Consider the following 14,467-nt stretch of genomic DNA (forward strand, 5'->3'; position numbering starts at 1 on the left):
CTAGTCCTCTACGCTGACGCTCACTTTGCCCGGTCCGTCATCGATATGTCGGCGTATGACCTGCCCGATGTCCGACCTGCCCTGCATCTCAAATGACAACGCGAGCTGTAGCAACTGGTAAGCGTTGCCGTTATCTTTCATGAACTGCACGAAAGCCTCGACCACAATTTGGTCGAACGAGCTGCCAGACGGGGCGTGCGCAATCACTCTTCTGGTGAAGTCTTCGATTTGGACCTGTGGAACGGCAGCAGTTAGCCGCCGCACCGTCTCCGGGCCGGTAAGCAACTGTTGCCGCGCCTTCTCCCGCCTCTTCGCTTCCAGCGCCTCCGCGGGCGTCACCCTGAAGGCAATTTTCTGGGTGCCCGTCTTGGCATCCGCCTCATAGCTGAAATCGAACTCGATACCGTTCTTGATAGCCGTGTCGGCGAGACGGAGGCCTGCCTTCGCAACCTTCGACATATGCGGCAGCTCAATCAGCGGACTTTGAGGCACCGCATGCGTGCCTTTGAAGAATCCCTTCAGTCCTGATGGCGATCCGGAGGTCCGGAGATGGCGCAGTGCCCGTTCCGGCGGCCAGCTCAAACGGCAAGATCTGACCCTAAGCGGCCTCTTGCTCTTCGATAGGTGAGTGGCAGCTTTGCGCCTGATCGCAGCCGTTCACGTTGGTTCGCCCAAAGCCAGAAAGCGGACATTCTCGCGATCCACCTTGGGCACGATTGCACTAAGTCACGGCCACTTCGCATCTGAATGCCAAACGGGCGGCGCCAGGATGCTCGTACTGGAGAAGGCTACGCAGCTTGTCGATCGTGACCGGCAGATCACGCACGGACTTGCCGGTCACGTGGTGGATGGCGTTGGCTACGGCGGCGGCAGTACCGACTATGCCAAGTTCGCCGGCCCCCTCACGCCAAGCGGATTTTATATCGAAATCCTACTCCTCGAAGAAAAATGACCTCTGCGTCATGGATATCGGCGTTCACCGGCACGCGGTACTCGGTACGGTCATGGCTCATTGGCCGGCCCAACAGGTGGTCCACAAAGGTCTCCTCATGGAGGGCATGGAGATAGACATCACGACGAAGCCGAGGATCTGGCTGCAGGCAGTCCTCAGATTGATGATGCGTCCGGCTTCGCATAAGATGACGATGCGGGGAGGACTTGCGGTTCTCTGGCGATGTAATACCATTCTCTTGAATGTGCATCACTGACTTGCGCTGAAATTCTCTTTAGAGACATACGATGACGCTTTTCACACGATATCTATTTCAGCGCATTCCGCTTTTTGTCATATCTGTATTTTATGTTCTTTTCAATTTTCTAGCGCCACCGCAGGTTTTACATATCTTCAGCATATACCTGCGCGACGAGCGCTATGCCTCGATATTCTTCTTTGCTTTGCCAGTATATGTAACCGTGGCCTTCGCCATCTCATTCGTCGACGATCTCGGTCGAAGCTCACGATTCGCCGATCTGCTCGTCGGGAGTGTATCCTTTTACGCAATTGCCCGCTTAATCGAAAAGACTGACGCCGCCTCGCCGTGGCTGTTTTGGGTGATTGTCGTTCCCGGCATCTTTGTATGTATTGGAGCCATGATGCTCTTAGGCCGGCTAAGATTGGCGGGGTATGGCGCAAAGCGCGTTGCAGAACTGAGCCGGAGATGGTCGCTTGTAACCGTTCTGGTCATGTGGGCGCTTTTGTGCCTCGTAGTGAGGCTCGACCCGATCTCGACACCTCAGGCTCTAGGTATTGCAGTCGTGACTATTGGACTTGGACTGCTTGGCGCCACACTAACGATCCTATGGTCATGGCCTTTGGCCACAGCGGCATACCTCGGAGCTTGCCTTTTAGCGTCGATTGTGTTCGGGAGCAGCAACGATATTCCGCTCACGCCTGGCAAAGAGCCCGGGGCTGACGCCAGCTCCGACTGGTTTGCGGCCACTGCTGTCGTGCCGTGGTTGGCAATGCGCGGCGATCTGGACGCCTACAAAGAGGCAAAGCGACCTTATCCGGTCATTATCAGCTCCGCCGAGGGTGGCGGCATCTATGCCGCAGCTCATTCCTATCTCGCGCTCAGCAAGCTGCAGACCGTTTGTCCAAGCTTCCAGCAGCACCTGTTCGCGTCGGTTGGCATATCGGGCGGGGGCATCGGCAACCTGTTGTTCGCATCAGCGGAGGCGCCTAATTCTGAGCTGCGTAAATGCGGCTCTTCCAACACGGCTGTGAATACCGATGTGCTGTCTTATGATTTCCTGTCCCCCGTTTTGGCCAACCTCCTCATTGTGCAGGTGGCTGACTTCTTCGTGCCGTTCATCGATATTTCGCCGGACGGGGGCGATGTCCTGGCAAACACCATTGCTGCAAGTCTCCCGGACAATCCGCGTATCTCCGAACCGTTAGCAGCGTCATGGCGGCCAGATCAGGCTCGTCCCGCCCAGGTGTTCGTTGCAACGGACGCCAATTCGGGATTTCGCTTTGTGATTGGATCCGTGCCTGACCTGGGTGGCCAAACAGCTGCTTTCTTCCCCATGACGGGCGGCGAGGACATCCAAGGGAACCGGGCAGCCGTAACCAGCGCTCGCTTCCCGTGGCTCACGTCGACGGCGCGGCTGCGAGTCGACAAAGACGATTATCGAATTCTCGGAGACGGCGGCTACTTCGAGAACGCAGGGGCCGATACGGCGATGGAAGTGGTCGAGCAGATAAAGGCGCTTTCCCTCGACTCCGAGCACTGCGCCAAGAGCGAAGACGCCACCTACGAGGTGAGTGGAACAAACCTCTGCAAATGTCCTTTACACGTCATCCCGACATTCACCCAAACAGTTGAGTGGAAGGGCTGCGAGTTCAATGTTTTTCTCGTTTACATGCCGATCAAGAGTTTGAACTCCAAAGTGCCTCTGAACGACCTTGAGTCCCTAAAGGACGCAGATCCACGGCAGTCCTATCTTCTGGACCCGCTGTTAACGATGATCAGCACTCGGACCACCAGAGGCGAATTGGCCGTGAGTCGGGCCAGGCGGTTGCTCGGCGGACTGGCTGACCCGGACAACGTTCAAGGAATACACGTCGATGGCGGGTATTTTCCCCACGAGCTGCCCATCGGCGACTTGGGCTTGCCGCTGGGCTGGCGGCTGTCCGACGCCAAAGTCGCCGAGATGGCGGGACTCACGGCATCAACAGACTCGTGTCCATTTCTCTACGGAAAGCCGAGATACTGGCGCACCCTTGAAGAAGAAGCAAAAGCTGTCATGGAGCAATTTCGCCTCACCGGCAAATGGCCGGAGGGAAAGGTGAGTGTAGCCGCCGACGAAACGCCAGCCGCGGAGCCCGATTTGCTAAGTAACGTCAAGACCATGAACGGCTGCAACATGTCAATGCTGGCATGGCTGTTCAATCCGACGTTGGATCCGACCGCCTACGGCATCCCAGGATTCGAAGGGCTCTGACGCTATTCGCCCACCGGTGGCCGCTCTGATCAAAACAATCAACTCGCTCGAACCGTGACGGGCAGGTTAGCGCCGCATGCCGGACATTCCGAATCGACGTTCGATTTCCTAAAAAGCGGACGTTGCCATGAAATCTCTGGCCTCGATCACCGAATGTCCCCTTGCGACGAGAGCCTGGAATTCGTCCCACATACGGATATGATGGCCTGGGTCCCTGCGAAGTGCTTTCGGTACCTCATTCCCATGACGGAATGCTGTCCGGGTGGCGCCGCCATCTGCATTGCGCCACTCAAGATGAGGGTCAGGAATGAACTCAAACCTGTTCGGCGCAGGCACTAACTGCGGCGTCAGACAGATCCATTCATTTTCAATAATGGCGACCGAGTGGAGGATCAGGTCTTCACCATGGGGCAACCATCCAGTGACCTGTCTGCTTTTGCCATCCGGGTCATTGGCAGCTTGCTCACCGCAATTTCGGTGACAGTCATAACGCACGAAGCCAGTCGCCAAAAGCTCTTCCACGGGCGGCCGAGAAACAACTACGCGCGGCAGCGCGCTCACCTCCTCATAGGTGGCCGCCTCTATTTCCGATGGCGGGAAGGCCATAGACTCCACGTTTCGTCGGATCAGATCCGCAAGTTCGATGCTCGCGGCAGTTCCCGCTGCCACAGTAGTTGCCTCCTGTTTCATAATGGGGACCCAATTCGGTTTCGGGCGACAGACTTGATCGTTCGACGCCCTACTTGCTGCTACTTCAAGAATGGTACCAGATGTTGATGACCGGAGTTCAAAGCAATCGTCACACAGTCGCAAAAAGGCACCTCAGGTTGCTGTCAGTCCGCTCTTGAGCGCAGAACTCAGGATGCGGACTTAGGAATCGATCTTGAAGCCTCTCCAATCCGGCTAACCATCATGAAAGAAAGCCATAACTGCCGAGCAGAAGCCGAATGTATTCGGGGGTTATTTGATAAACCTGCCTTGAAACGAGCGCGCCGTCAGGATGCGCTTGGATGTGCTCACCGCTTTCGACGTCGTAATAGTTGAGAGCGATTTCTGCGGGCCATGGGAATTCTGGCTCAAACGGTACCTCTGCAAACGGATTGAAATAGACCTGAAACCCATCGAGATGGGTTTCACGATGAAACGATGAGTGCTGAATAAGCACATCTGCACCGCCGATCTGATGCTCGCTTCCTCGTCGTTGCGTGAGGAGGTAGTTCAGCGCGGCGAGCTGAAACCGGTGCGTCCCGACTTGCCAGAGCTCCGAACCGGGCGCAATCCTGTCCTTGTCGATCACCCTGTAACGGGTCGACCGGACGAGCCTATCAATCTTACCTTCAACGACCGCTTTTCCAAAGGTCCCGACCGTAGAAAAGAAAACGGCGCTGATCTCTTTGAACGAATCGTTCGTGAAAATTCCCATCTCAACTCGCGCACCCGAAGGCTTCAGGAGAGAGGTTATCTTGTCTTGCTTTCCTAGGTCTGGCCCTTCGAGCAAAGGCGGCGCCAAGCCAAAAAGGACCATGTTGATGAGTTCGTTGTTTTGGGTGAGTGAGAGGTCGCTATCGAAGGGGGCGATTGCAATGACAAATGGCCGGCTGCACACGTGGCTCATCGAGGAATACGGGTGCTTCTTTCCATTGCTTCCGCGGTAAAGATCCAGCTTGTCCCTGATCTTCCCAGCAAGCTTCAGTGCACCACGGGTTTTGAAATCTTGCTCGTTGAACGTCTTCTTCTGCTTCGCGGTCGGAGGCTGGTCAGAGACGACAGCCTCTATGTTGAACTCGTAGTTTCCGGGTCCTCGGACGAAGAAATCCGGCGCTGACTTTGAAAAGTCGACACTGCACCCCAAATCGGTCAGCGCTCTGTTCAAATAGAGTTCCCACATCGAGGAATTGAATGTCGTTTGAAATTCGTTGATGAATTTCTGGCTCTCTCCCCTTCGATCCAGCAGGCCTGTCGCCCAGTTTTGAATGATAGGCTGGACCTTCGCGTAGTGAGGGTCGGCCGAGATGCGACGAAAGTAATTGTGGAGCTTTTCTTCCCGGAATCGCGGAGTAAACAAGTCCAACATTCTGTCCCGTTCGTGTGTTTCAGTCGCGCATCGCGCTGGTCATGCGGCACTATGGGAGCCGTGCTTTGACGATGCTAGTTCTGCAGCTGGAAAGGCAAAAATCCCCCTCTTGGAATCGCTTAGAGCCTATAGAAGGAAAGGTACACCAAACTGCAATGGTAGCCCGAAGGACTGCCATTGGATTGGCATGGGGGAGGGCAGCTTACATCTTTGTTCGAAGTAGCTCCCCATGTCCGCTAAGGGGTCGGCTGCAGAACGGCAGCTTCTCGCAACTACCGAAACCGGACGGTCTGGAAACGGCCCCCTTCCGGTCATTCACAAGCCGGCGATAGCCGAAGTGAGTCAGTGCTGTTGACGTCGAGAACACATAGGCCGGCCACTACATGTTCGCCTTTTGTGCTTCAAAAGTCGCATAATTGGCAGTGTGGAACTCAACGGCGGCTCATTGGTTTTGCGGGTTCAGCTCGTGGAAAAGGTCCGTCGGCCTTTCGTGAATGCGGGTTTCCGCATCGCCTACCTCGATTTGGTCGATGACCGCCGGACAGGCGAGGCGGAGCCGTATCTCGCCCGAGAGCACATTCGCGCGCATGATTTCGACGAACGCGCCTATCTTTTCATCCGCAGTGAGAAACCTGCGTTTGACGGATGCAGTGGTGCTACGCTTGTGGAGCCCCGGGGCGTCTCTATGCGGCAATCCTTCATCGTGAGCCGATGCTATTGTGCAAGTTTCGCAGCACTGCGGGTGGCGATATCGGCCAAGACAGCATGAAGAAGCGTTCCAACTTCCTGTTCGGCGACCCCGGGTGCAATTCCTGATTCGGACAGTTGAACGAGAATTTCCTTGGCGGTGTTGCGCCAGAAGGCGTTCGCGTCCTTCCCGTTCTTGGATTCCAGGACCCGGGCGATCCCTTCGACCAACTTCCGCCGCCGATGCAGCGGAAACGCGCTTATGTTTGAATCACACATCGATCACCTCACCCCTTCAGTCGCGCGAATAAGCATTGGCGGGTGAGAAAATTTGGTTAACAGCGCTTTTGGACAATGGTCAGCAATGGAATAAAGCGTCTACCCAACAAGCCAAGAGGTGTGCCACGTGTTGATGATCGGCGCGTGCTGAACGGCATCTTCTGGGTGCTGCGCTCCGGTGCTCCATGGCCGACCTGCCTCAGCGCTATGGCCCGCGCACCACCTGTTGCAACCGCTTCGTCCGATGGCGAAAAGCAGGTGTGTGGCTGCGCAGTAACGAGTCTACGGCCTAAGGTTTGCGGAGCCTCACGCCGGCGCGGCTGCCGTTCTCCGGGATGAACTCGACGCCGGCGGCCTAGAGGGCGATGCGCAAGGCAGCAACGGTTCGCTCTTGTGTGGAGCCCTGTCGGGCCGCGACATCTACTTAATGTCTATTTTAGACAGTCGCCGCGACCATAACTTTTGATAACAGGTCAGGGTCGCGGGATGCCGAGCCGCTTGAAATACCGGGTTACGTCCGGATGCTCGCGATCGTCCCGCCTCAACCGCGCAAGCGCGTCATCATCGCCGGCGAGCGCCATAGCCAAACCGGGAGCGCTTATTCTCCACGGAGCACCGGGCATTGTCTGGTTGTGAAGACGGTGCTTGATCACCAGCCGCCTGAGTGTGTCTTCGCTTACATTGTAGTCGTACCTGAACAGATCAATGGCCCTCTGGACCGTGATCGCCTCTGCCCGTGGGATCTAGAGCGGCCGAAGCCGTTCGCCTGTTGCCGGCGCTGTTTTGACACGGCGCGCATTGGTCATTCGGCCCGTCGCGCTTTTCTGCGGCCCGCCGTTTCGCCCGACATCAGGGAACGATATCGCCCCCCATGTATTAGAAACCCATGGACACTATGGAACCCCACGGCCACGGGATGGCGGCCGATCTTTTGACATCGGAAGTTGCCAATGCCAGGCAGCGCATCCACCGGATCGAGCTCGCGCTTCAACGCACTGAAGAAATGCTGGCGGAAAATCTCGCGCTGTGCAGCAGGATACGAACTGCGGTCGAGGCCGCAGACCGCTTGGTGAAGATGGATCCTCCCAGCTTTGAAGGGCGTCGCCCAGGTTGAATTGGGCCGGCGTTTCATCGTCGCGACCTTGCGGCACCCTGCCGCAAGAGCCTGCCCTGTTGGCATCACAGCGTGAGCAAACATTGGACAGAAGCATTCCAACATTCACGATATGCAACACCGACGCTAGATCGACACGATCTTCTGTTCAAACAGCGGGGATTAATGCTCGGCGGATCGAAGGGGGCACGGGGGTCTTCGCGCGAGCCAGTTAGCCGATCTCCCGCTCAGAAATTTCTACCAAATATTCCGACCTCCTGATGGAACCCATTCGTTGCGGGCGAGTTGCGGCTCATTGGGACGGACTTCCCGAACATGACAACGAGCAACAAAGCAGACCATCAGTCTGTCTCCGAAGCGTTTCGGAAACTGATCCGTTCCGAAGGCTATCGTCATCACGTACAAACGTTCTTAAATCTGGAGGTCGAACCAGAACTGCCGCCAACCCTACAGTCATTACTTGCGGCTATTGATCGGGCCAAACAGGGCCCGACGGAAGAAGGTCCCTAGCCGGCTGGCTGAGCGTCAGGTCAAAGAGTATAGAGGCTCGCTTCGTGGCTTGTCCCCCTGATTCCCACTCAGAAGTTATCAAACATTCTTCTTGATTTTTCTCGACAGAGGATCATGAATGTTCTCTTGGGTTCTCGCTGAGGTGGGAGGCCTTGTATGAACGTTTGGACGAACTGCCGACCCGACAAAGTGACTGCCAAACACCTTGTTCACGAGCTGATCCTACAAGCCCGTCGCGGCCAAATCATCTCCGTCAAAGAGACTATTGCAGCGGTGCGCCGAGACCGGCCACATCTGGCGGAAACTGACTGCGAGCTGGTGGAGCTTATTGTCAATGTTGCCCCAGCCTTTGGCCTGTTCGTCGGGTTCGATCTTCGCGAATAACCGCCTCCTCAACAGGGCGGACCGTCGCGACACGGTCTCGATCAAAGCGGCATTACGCGAAGCTCGGGAGACTGCGCCTTATTTGGTGGCCTCCGACGAAGAACTAACCGAGGCAATCGTCGAGGCAGCAACTGCCATGGGCCTCTGCGTGGCTTTCGACGCCCGGGAGTAGCTGTCGGCCGACTTCGGTGACCTCGCAATGGGCGCGCGCCCATATGCTGTCATTCATTCTCAATATTCCGGCCTTGGCGTGACAGTCCTCACATTAACGCTCTCGCCGAGGACAAATAACCATCGGATGCCGCAGATTTCCGACTGGTCCTTTTACGCGATCGTCGCAACGAGTAGACCGACAACAAGCGAAATGACCAGGGCGACACCCACCGGAAGATGATGCATACCGGCTTCGTACCGACCGCTTAGATAACCGTCGATGAACCTTTGGAAACATCCCGTCACGGACTCAGACATGCCTAACAAACGGTAATCGTCCTCATCGCTGAGCCGGTTAGTAGAGACGAAACCCGCTAGCCGCCTGGGGTCCATTCATGGCTCTCCACTGGTTCAACCCTCCGATCCCCGTCAAGACCGAGCGTCCCGGGATCATCCGCAACGTCAACAACGCCGAGGCAGCCGGCGAGGAGTTGATGAAGTGGACCAAGCGTGGCCCTTGGTGGGACCTCGCGGTGCGCGTTTGCATGGCCGTGATTTTCGACGAGATGGAAGCTGAGGAGGCCCGCAAGGCATTCCTGGCTGCTGCAAAAGAGGAGGGGACATTACTCCCCCCAATGACAACCAGCTAAATTGGATTGCGGTATAAGGTTCTAGGTGTCTCAGACCAACACCGCCTTCGCGAAAGGAGCCCGCCGCCAAGCATGGAGATGAGAGGCGACGGACCCCCCCACAGCGGCTGCACATCCACGAAGTAATCCCGCTGCCGCCTCTAAACCCGCGAGGGCCTACATCGTTCCCTTAGCTGCAGCTAAAGCGGGGTTGGTCGGCGGGCTCTTCCCGCTCTAAGTTCCCTCTTATGGGTCCTCTCTGGTTCTCTCCCCCGGTCTACGTGAAGACGAAACGTCCGGGCATTCGCAATGGGGTCAGCCACGTCGAGGGAGCCGCCGAGGAACTCCTGGCATGGGACACAAAGGGCCCGAGGTGGACGAAGGCGGTCCAATCCTGCGTCGACGCGTTCGAGGGCAGGATGTCCCCCATGAGGTGCGTGAAGCCTTTGAGGCGGCTGCCAAGGAGGCCAACGTGTATCTCTCCCCTGAGTAGGAGGTATCATGGCGCCCATCTGGTTCGTCCCTCCGGTGTTCGTGAAGACTGAAACCGGTGTCAGGCATGGCTGCAACAATGCGAAGGAAGCCCTTGAGCAGCTCAAGATGTGGACCCGGCGAGGGCCTCGCTGGCATAAGGCGGTGACCCTCTGCCTGTCAGCCTTGGAGGGCGATTCGATTGACCCCCACATAATACGAAAGGCCTTTGAGGCTGCCGCTAAGGAGGCCAACGTGTATCTCTCCCCTGAGTAGGAGTTGTCGTGGCAACCCATTGGTTCTCCCCTCCGGTGTACGTCAAGACCGACCGACCTGGGGTCCTACGGGTGCAACAACGTCGAGGGTGCCGCCGAGGAACTCATGAAGTGGACCAAGATGGGACCTAAGTGGAGGAAGGCTGTGCAACTGTGCGCCGACGCCCTTCAGGACCGTGTGACTCCGGAAGAGGTCCGTCAGGCTTTCGAGGCTGCTGCCAAGGAGGAGAGGGTGCTGCGTGAGTAGCAGGCCGGTGCCCATGGCTATGTTGGGAAGGACCCGTTAGGCTGTCTAATGCTGACCAAGTCCGCGCTGCTCGAAATAGACCCGGATACGAGAGCATTCACTCTGGTCGGCGCATTTATGGCCATTTTGCACTTCTTGAAACTGGCATCGGAGCTGCTCTGGGCGAGGTAGTTGGCGTCAATGGGGCACGTCGAGTAATCATCAATCGAACATAGGGTTCGACGAGAAGATCAAAACCGTACGCACAGGGGACCGGAACCGGATGTCAGGCTTCTAAAGCCGATGGCAGAAACCGGATACGCTGTGGCGGCATTTGAGGGCCCGTTCCTGCTCTTGATTATTGCCTGTGAGCTGTGCGCGAAAATCGGGAATGGAAGGGCCGGAGGCAGGAAGCACGGCCTCAGGCCGAGGCGCTAATCAAGCGGGTCGGCAATGATCGCGAAAAGCTCAACACGGCCGCCAGCGAAACTAAAGAAGTAGTCGCGCGTTGGACGGCAAATAACGCTGTTTCGTCTCTGAGTATGGTTTAGGTCAGGGTGGTCAAGCCAACGTCGCGTAAGGCAATCAATGCGTCGAGCGCTAGTCAAGCGAAGTCGCCCGCTCGTGACGAGGTCACTTTAGCGCCGCCCGCTTTCCGGCCGGTCCAGCTCGCAACGCTCGTGGACACGGTCCCTGCCGGCGATCGTTGGATCCATGAAATGAAATACGACGGCTATCGTATTCTCGTTGCGGTCGGCGGAGGCGAGGCGCGAGCCTACACACGATCTGGTCTGGACTGGTCTAGCCGTTTTCCCTCGGTCCTCTCCGAGGCTCGCAAGCTCAAGGTGCGCTCCGCCCTGATTGACGGCGAGGCCGTGGTTGTCGATGCCGAAGGAAGATCTAACTTCCAAGCGCTTCAAAATGCATTGAAGGGTGCCCCGGCGACTATCGACTTTTATGCGTTCGATCTGCTGCAGCTCGACGGCGAAGATCTGACAAAGCTTCCTCTTGTTGAGCGCAAGGCGAAGCTGGAGGCGATCTTGCCTGCGAAAAATCCGGTCCTTCGTTACTCCGACCATATCCTCGGCCGCGGAGAAGAGCTGCTCGATCGCTTCTGCGCTGCCGGCCTTGAGGGCGTCATCTCAAAGCTCGCGGATTCGAGTTATGTGGCGGCCCGCGGCGCAAGCTGGCTGAAGATCAAATGCATCAGGCGGCAGGAATTTGTGATTGTCGGCTGGACGCCGTCCGACAAGGTCCGCGCGTTTCGGTCCTTGATCCTTGGCGTTCATGACCGCGGCAAGCTGCGTTACGCCGGGAAAGTCGGCACCGGCTTCGATACCGCTGAACTTCTTCGTCTCTTGAAGATCATGGCGCCGCTTGAGCAGAAGGCCGCCACCGTCGACGCACCACGCGCCGAAGTGCGCGGCGCACACTGGCTCCGTCCGAAACTGGTCGCTGAGATTGCCTTCACCGAAATGACAAATGAAGGGACGTTACGACATCCGAGCTATCTTGGTCTCCGTGAAGACAAGAAGCCGGAGGCGGTCGTGCTCGAGACGGAACGTCATGCAGCCGATCTCGCCGCGTCTGCGACAACCGCCATCGCGATAAGTAACCGTGACCGCGTCATCTATCCGGAGTCCAACATCACCAAGGGACAGCTCGCCGACCATTACGCAGCGGTCGCGGCGATCATGCTTCCTTGGGTTGGCAGCCGGCCGATCAGTCTGGTTCGATGCCCACAGGGCCGCGCGAAGAAGTGCTTCTTCCAAAAACACGACGCCGGCAGCTTTGGCGACAAAGTCCACCACGTCGGCATCACGGAGAAGGACGGGCACGAGGAACCATATCTCTATGTCGACGATGCCGACGGACTGATGACCTGCGTCCAGATGGGAACGATCGAGCTGCATGGATGGGGGGCTCGGATCGAGGATGTCGAAAAGGCCGACCGCCTCGTGTTCGACCTCGACCCCGATGAAGGCCTCGATTTTGAGGCCGTCCGCGCCGCTGCCTTTCAGTTCCGCGCTATCCTTAAATCGCTGGGACTTACGACTTTCCCGATGCTGACGGGAGGCAAAGGAGTGCACGTCATCGCGCCGCTCACCCCTGGCGCCGAGTGGCCAGAGGTGAAGGACTTCGCGTCTCGCCTGGCGCAGGCGGTCGCCCGGAGCGATCCGGCCCATTTCACGGCCGTGTTGTCAAAGGCGCGCCGCAAGGGTCGCATCTTTGTGGACTATCTACGCAATCAGCGCGGGGCGACCGCGATCATGCCCTACAGCGCAAGATCACGTCCAGGCGCCCCTGTCGCGGCACCGATCACGTGGGCGGAGATGAAGACAATAGATGCGCCCTCTCATTTCCACGTGGGCGATGCTCCTGAATTAAATAAACGCGCAGCCTCCAAAGCTCTGGCTGGATGGGGTCGCGCTGACCAATCCTTGCCCAATCTGTAGCGTACGTGAAGAGGCAGTAAAGCCGGGATTTAAAGGGCAACGCGGCGCTCATGGCCTTGCCTGATTGGAACCTGCGGAGATCGGCCTCCGTTTGGCTGAAGCCATGGCAAAAATCAATCCGAGGACCGTCGCCAGTCTTTTGAGGGAATACGCACAACGGGCGTCTATGCGCGGCGACAATCCCTATCGCACAAAGGCATACTTGCGCGCGGCAGACAGTCTGACGGCGCTGTCGCAGCCGCTTGATCGGATCATTGCCGCCGGCGCCCTCACCAAGATCCCGGGGATCGGTGACGCAATCGCAGACATCGTGACCAAGCTTTACCAAACCGGCACGCACCCGAGCCTTGAGAAGCTGCGCGAGGATGTTCCAGCGGGCGTGATGGAGCTGTTTGCCATACCCGGGCTTCGTCCTGATAAGATACTGAAGCTTCATCAGGCGCTCGGCGTGAACTCGCTGGCGGAGCTCGAGGCCGCAGCAAGAGAAGACCGCATACGCCCAGTCAAAGGCCTCGGCGCCGCGCTTCAGACAAAGCTCCTGCAGAACCTGGCCATCGTGCGCAGCGGCGAAACGCAACTTCACCTGCACAAGGCCGCCGCTCTTCTCGAACATGCGGTCATATCGGTGAAGCAAGAGCATCCAGACTTTTCGCGCGTCGAAATTGCAGGCGACTTCCGGCGCGGTTGCGAGCTCGTTTCCGATTTCGCCCTGGTAGCGCAGGCCAGAAAATCGACTGGAATCGAGGATACGACCCTCAGGCTTGTTGTCACGGACAGGAAGCACTTTGGCGCGAGCCTGCTCGAAGCAACCGGTTCGGCAGACCACCTCAAGCAACTGAAGACGTTCGCGGCCGACAAGGGGTTCACCCTAAACGCCGACGGGCTTCATCGCGGGAGAAAGCTGATCGCGTCAGCGACAGAAGAAGAAATCTACCAAGCTCTGGACTTGCAGTTTATCGAGCCTGAATTGCGCGAAGGCAGGGACGAGATTGAGCGAGCGGCAAAGCAGAAGCTACCCGCCCTCATTCGGGATGAAGATCTGCATGGCATCCTGCATTCTCACACGACCGCATCCGATGGCACCGAAACGCTTGAGGCAATGGCGGAAGCCACGCGCAAGCGCGGTTTCGAATACTATGGTGTCGCCGATCATTCGCAGTCCGCTCACTACGCAGGCGGCCTTTCGTTGCAGGAGATTGCTGAACAGCACCGCGAAGCTGACCGGCTGAACAAGGCATACAATGGAAAATTTCGCATACTGAAGGGCATCGAGGCGGACATCCTGGCGGATGGCTCGCTCGATTACCCGAATGATATCCTGGAGCTGTTCGATTTCGTTGTCGCGAGCGTGCACAGCCGCTTCAAGTTGCCAAAGAAGGAACAGACGGAGCGTATCATTGAGGCGATCGCAAATCCCCGGACGACAATCATCGGGCACATGACCGGTCGCCAGCTGTTGCGGCGGCCCGGTTATGATCTCGACGTCGAAAAAGTCCTCAAAGCGTGTGCGAAACACGGCGTCGCTGTCGAAATCAACGCACATCCGTGGCGACTCGACCTCGACTGGCGCTGGCATCAAAAGGCACTCGATCAGGGCTGCATCTTCAGCATCAATCCGGACGCTCATTCGATCCGCGAGCTCGACCACATGCATTGGGGTGTCGAGATGGCGCGCAAGGGCGGTGTTCCTGCGAAGCGGGTCCTGAACGCGATGCGTTTGACGGCCCTTCTTGCGCATCTCGCACGGCGCAGGCAAACGTCCTAA

Annotated in this window: 13 protein-coding genes and 1 pseudogene; 10 read left to right on the forward strand and 4 right to left on the reverse strand. The window is 57.5% G+C overall.

What is annotated here, in order from left to right:
* Entirely contained in the window at positions 1–582 is a 582-nt protein-coding gene (locus tag NKJ23_RS21220; protein ID WP_352682133.1) for a hypothetical protein, read from the reverse strand.
* Between the two features lie 46 nt (positions 583–628).
* Between NKJ23_RS21220 and NKJ23_RS21225 the strand changes: the two genes are divergently transcribed.
* Complete coding sequence (locus tag NKJ23_RS21225; protein WP_352682135.1) at positions 629–952, forward strand: hypothetical protein; 324 nt, start codon at positions 629–631, stop codon at positions 950–952.
* A gap of 287 nt (positions 953–1,239) precedes the next feature.
* Positions 1,240–3,444: a hypothetical protein gene (locus NKJ23_RS21230; protein WP_352682137.1), complete on the forward strand. Its 2,205-nt coding sequence runs from the start codon at positions 1,240–1,242 to the stop codon at positions 3,442–3,444.
* 108 nt (positions 3,445–3,552) lie between these two features.
* Here the strand turns inward: NKJ23_RS21230 and NKJ23_RS21235 are convergent, their stop codons facing one another.
* The 3 genes from NKJ23_RS21235 to NKJ23_RS21245 form a co-directional block, all read right to left on the reverse strand.
* Complete coding sequence (locus tag NKJ23_RS21235; protein ID WP_352682139.1) at positions 3,553–4,134, reverse strand: hypothetical protein; 582 nt, start codon at positions 4,132–4,134, stop codon at positions 3,553–3,555.
* A gap of 220 nt (positions 4,135–4,354) precedes the next feature.
* Positions 4,355–5,515, reverse strand: a complete 1,161-nt coding sequence (locus tag NKJ23_RS21240) for a hypothetical protein (RefSeq protein WP_352682141.1) — start codon at positions 5,513–5,515, stop codon at positions 4,355–4,357.
* Positions 5,516–6,232: 717 nt separating this feature from the next.
* Positions 6,233–6,484, reverse strand: coding sequence for a DUF6074 family protein (locus NKJ23_RS21245; RefSeq protein ID WP_352473724.1), 252 nt, complete (start codon positions 6,482–6,484; stop codon positions 6,233–6,235).
* A gap of 75 nt (positions 6,485–6,559) precedes the next feature.
* Here NKJ23_RS21245 and NKJ23_RS21250 point away from each other — a divergent pair.
* The 8 genes and pseudogenes from NKJ23_RS21250 to NKJ23_RS21285 form a co-directional block, all read left to right on the forward strand.
* A pseudogene (locus NKJ23_RS21250) lies at positions 6,560–6,756 on the forward strand (transposase); the annotation flags it as partial.
* Between the two features lie 644 nt (positions 6,757–7,400).
* Positions 7,401–7,598 carry a hypothetical protein gene (locus NKJ23_RS21255; RefSeq protein ID WP_352682143.1) on the forward strand — a complete coding sequence of 66 codons (198 nt, stop codon included), beginning with the start codon at positions 7,401–7,403 and terminating at the stop codon, positions 7,596–7,598.
* Between the two features lie 666 nt (positions 7,599–8,264).
* Complete coding sequence (locus NKJ23_RS21260; protein WP_352467869.1) at positions 8,265–8,492, forward strand: hypothetical protein; 228 nt, start codon at positions 8,265–8,267, stop codon at positions 8,490–8,492.
* 548 nt (positions 8,493–9,040) lie between these two features.
* Positions 9,041–9,295, forward strand: coding sequence for a DUF982 domain-containing protein (locus tag NKJ23_RS21265; RefSeq protein ID WP_352467868.1), 255 nt, complete (start codon positions 9,041–9,043; stop codon positions 9,293–9,295).
* A gap of 480 nt (positions 9,296–9,775) precedes the next feature.
* The gene (locus NKJ23_RS21270; RefSeq protein WP_352473718.1) at positions 9,776–10,021 is read left to right on the forward strand and encodes a DUF982 domain-containing protein; all 246 of its coding nucleotides are present in this window, start codon (positions 9,776–9,778) and stop codon (positions 10,019–10,021) included.
* Positions 10,022–10,141: 120 nt separating this feature from the next.
* On the forward strand, positions 10,142–10,267 hold the full coding sequence (locus tag NKJ23_RS21275; protein WP_352682203.1) for a DUF982 domain-containing protein: 126 nt from the start codon (positions 10,142–10,144) through the stop codon (positions 10,265–10,267).
* Between the two features lie 536 nt (positions 10,268–10,803).
* The gene (gene ligD, locus NKJ23_RS21280) at positions 10,804–12,702 is read left to right on the forward strand and encodes a DNA ligase D (protein ID WP_352682146.1); all 1,899 of its coding nucleotides are present in this window, start codon (positions 10,804–10,806) and stop codon (positions 12,700–12,702) included.
* 103 nt (positions 12,703–12,805) lie between these two features.
* Positions 12,806–14,467, forward strand: coding sequence for a DNA polymerase/3'-5' exonuclease PolX (locus NKJ23_RS21285; RefSeq protein ID WP_352682205.1), 1,662 nt, complete (start codon positions 12,806–12,808; stop codon positions 14,465–14,467).

Origin of the sequence: Mesorhizobium sp. M0184 (genome assembly GCF_040322215.1) — a bacterium.
Classification (GTDB): Bacteria; Pseudomonadota; Alphaproteobacteria; order Rhizobiales; family Rhizobiaceae; genus Mesorhizobium.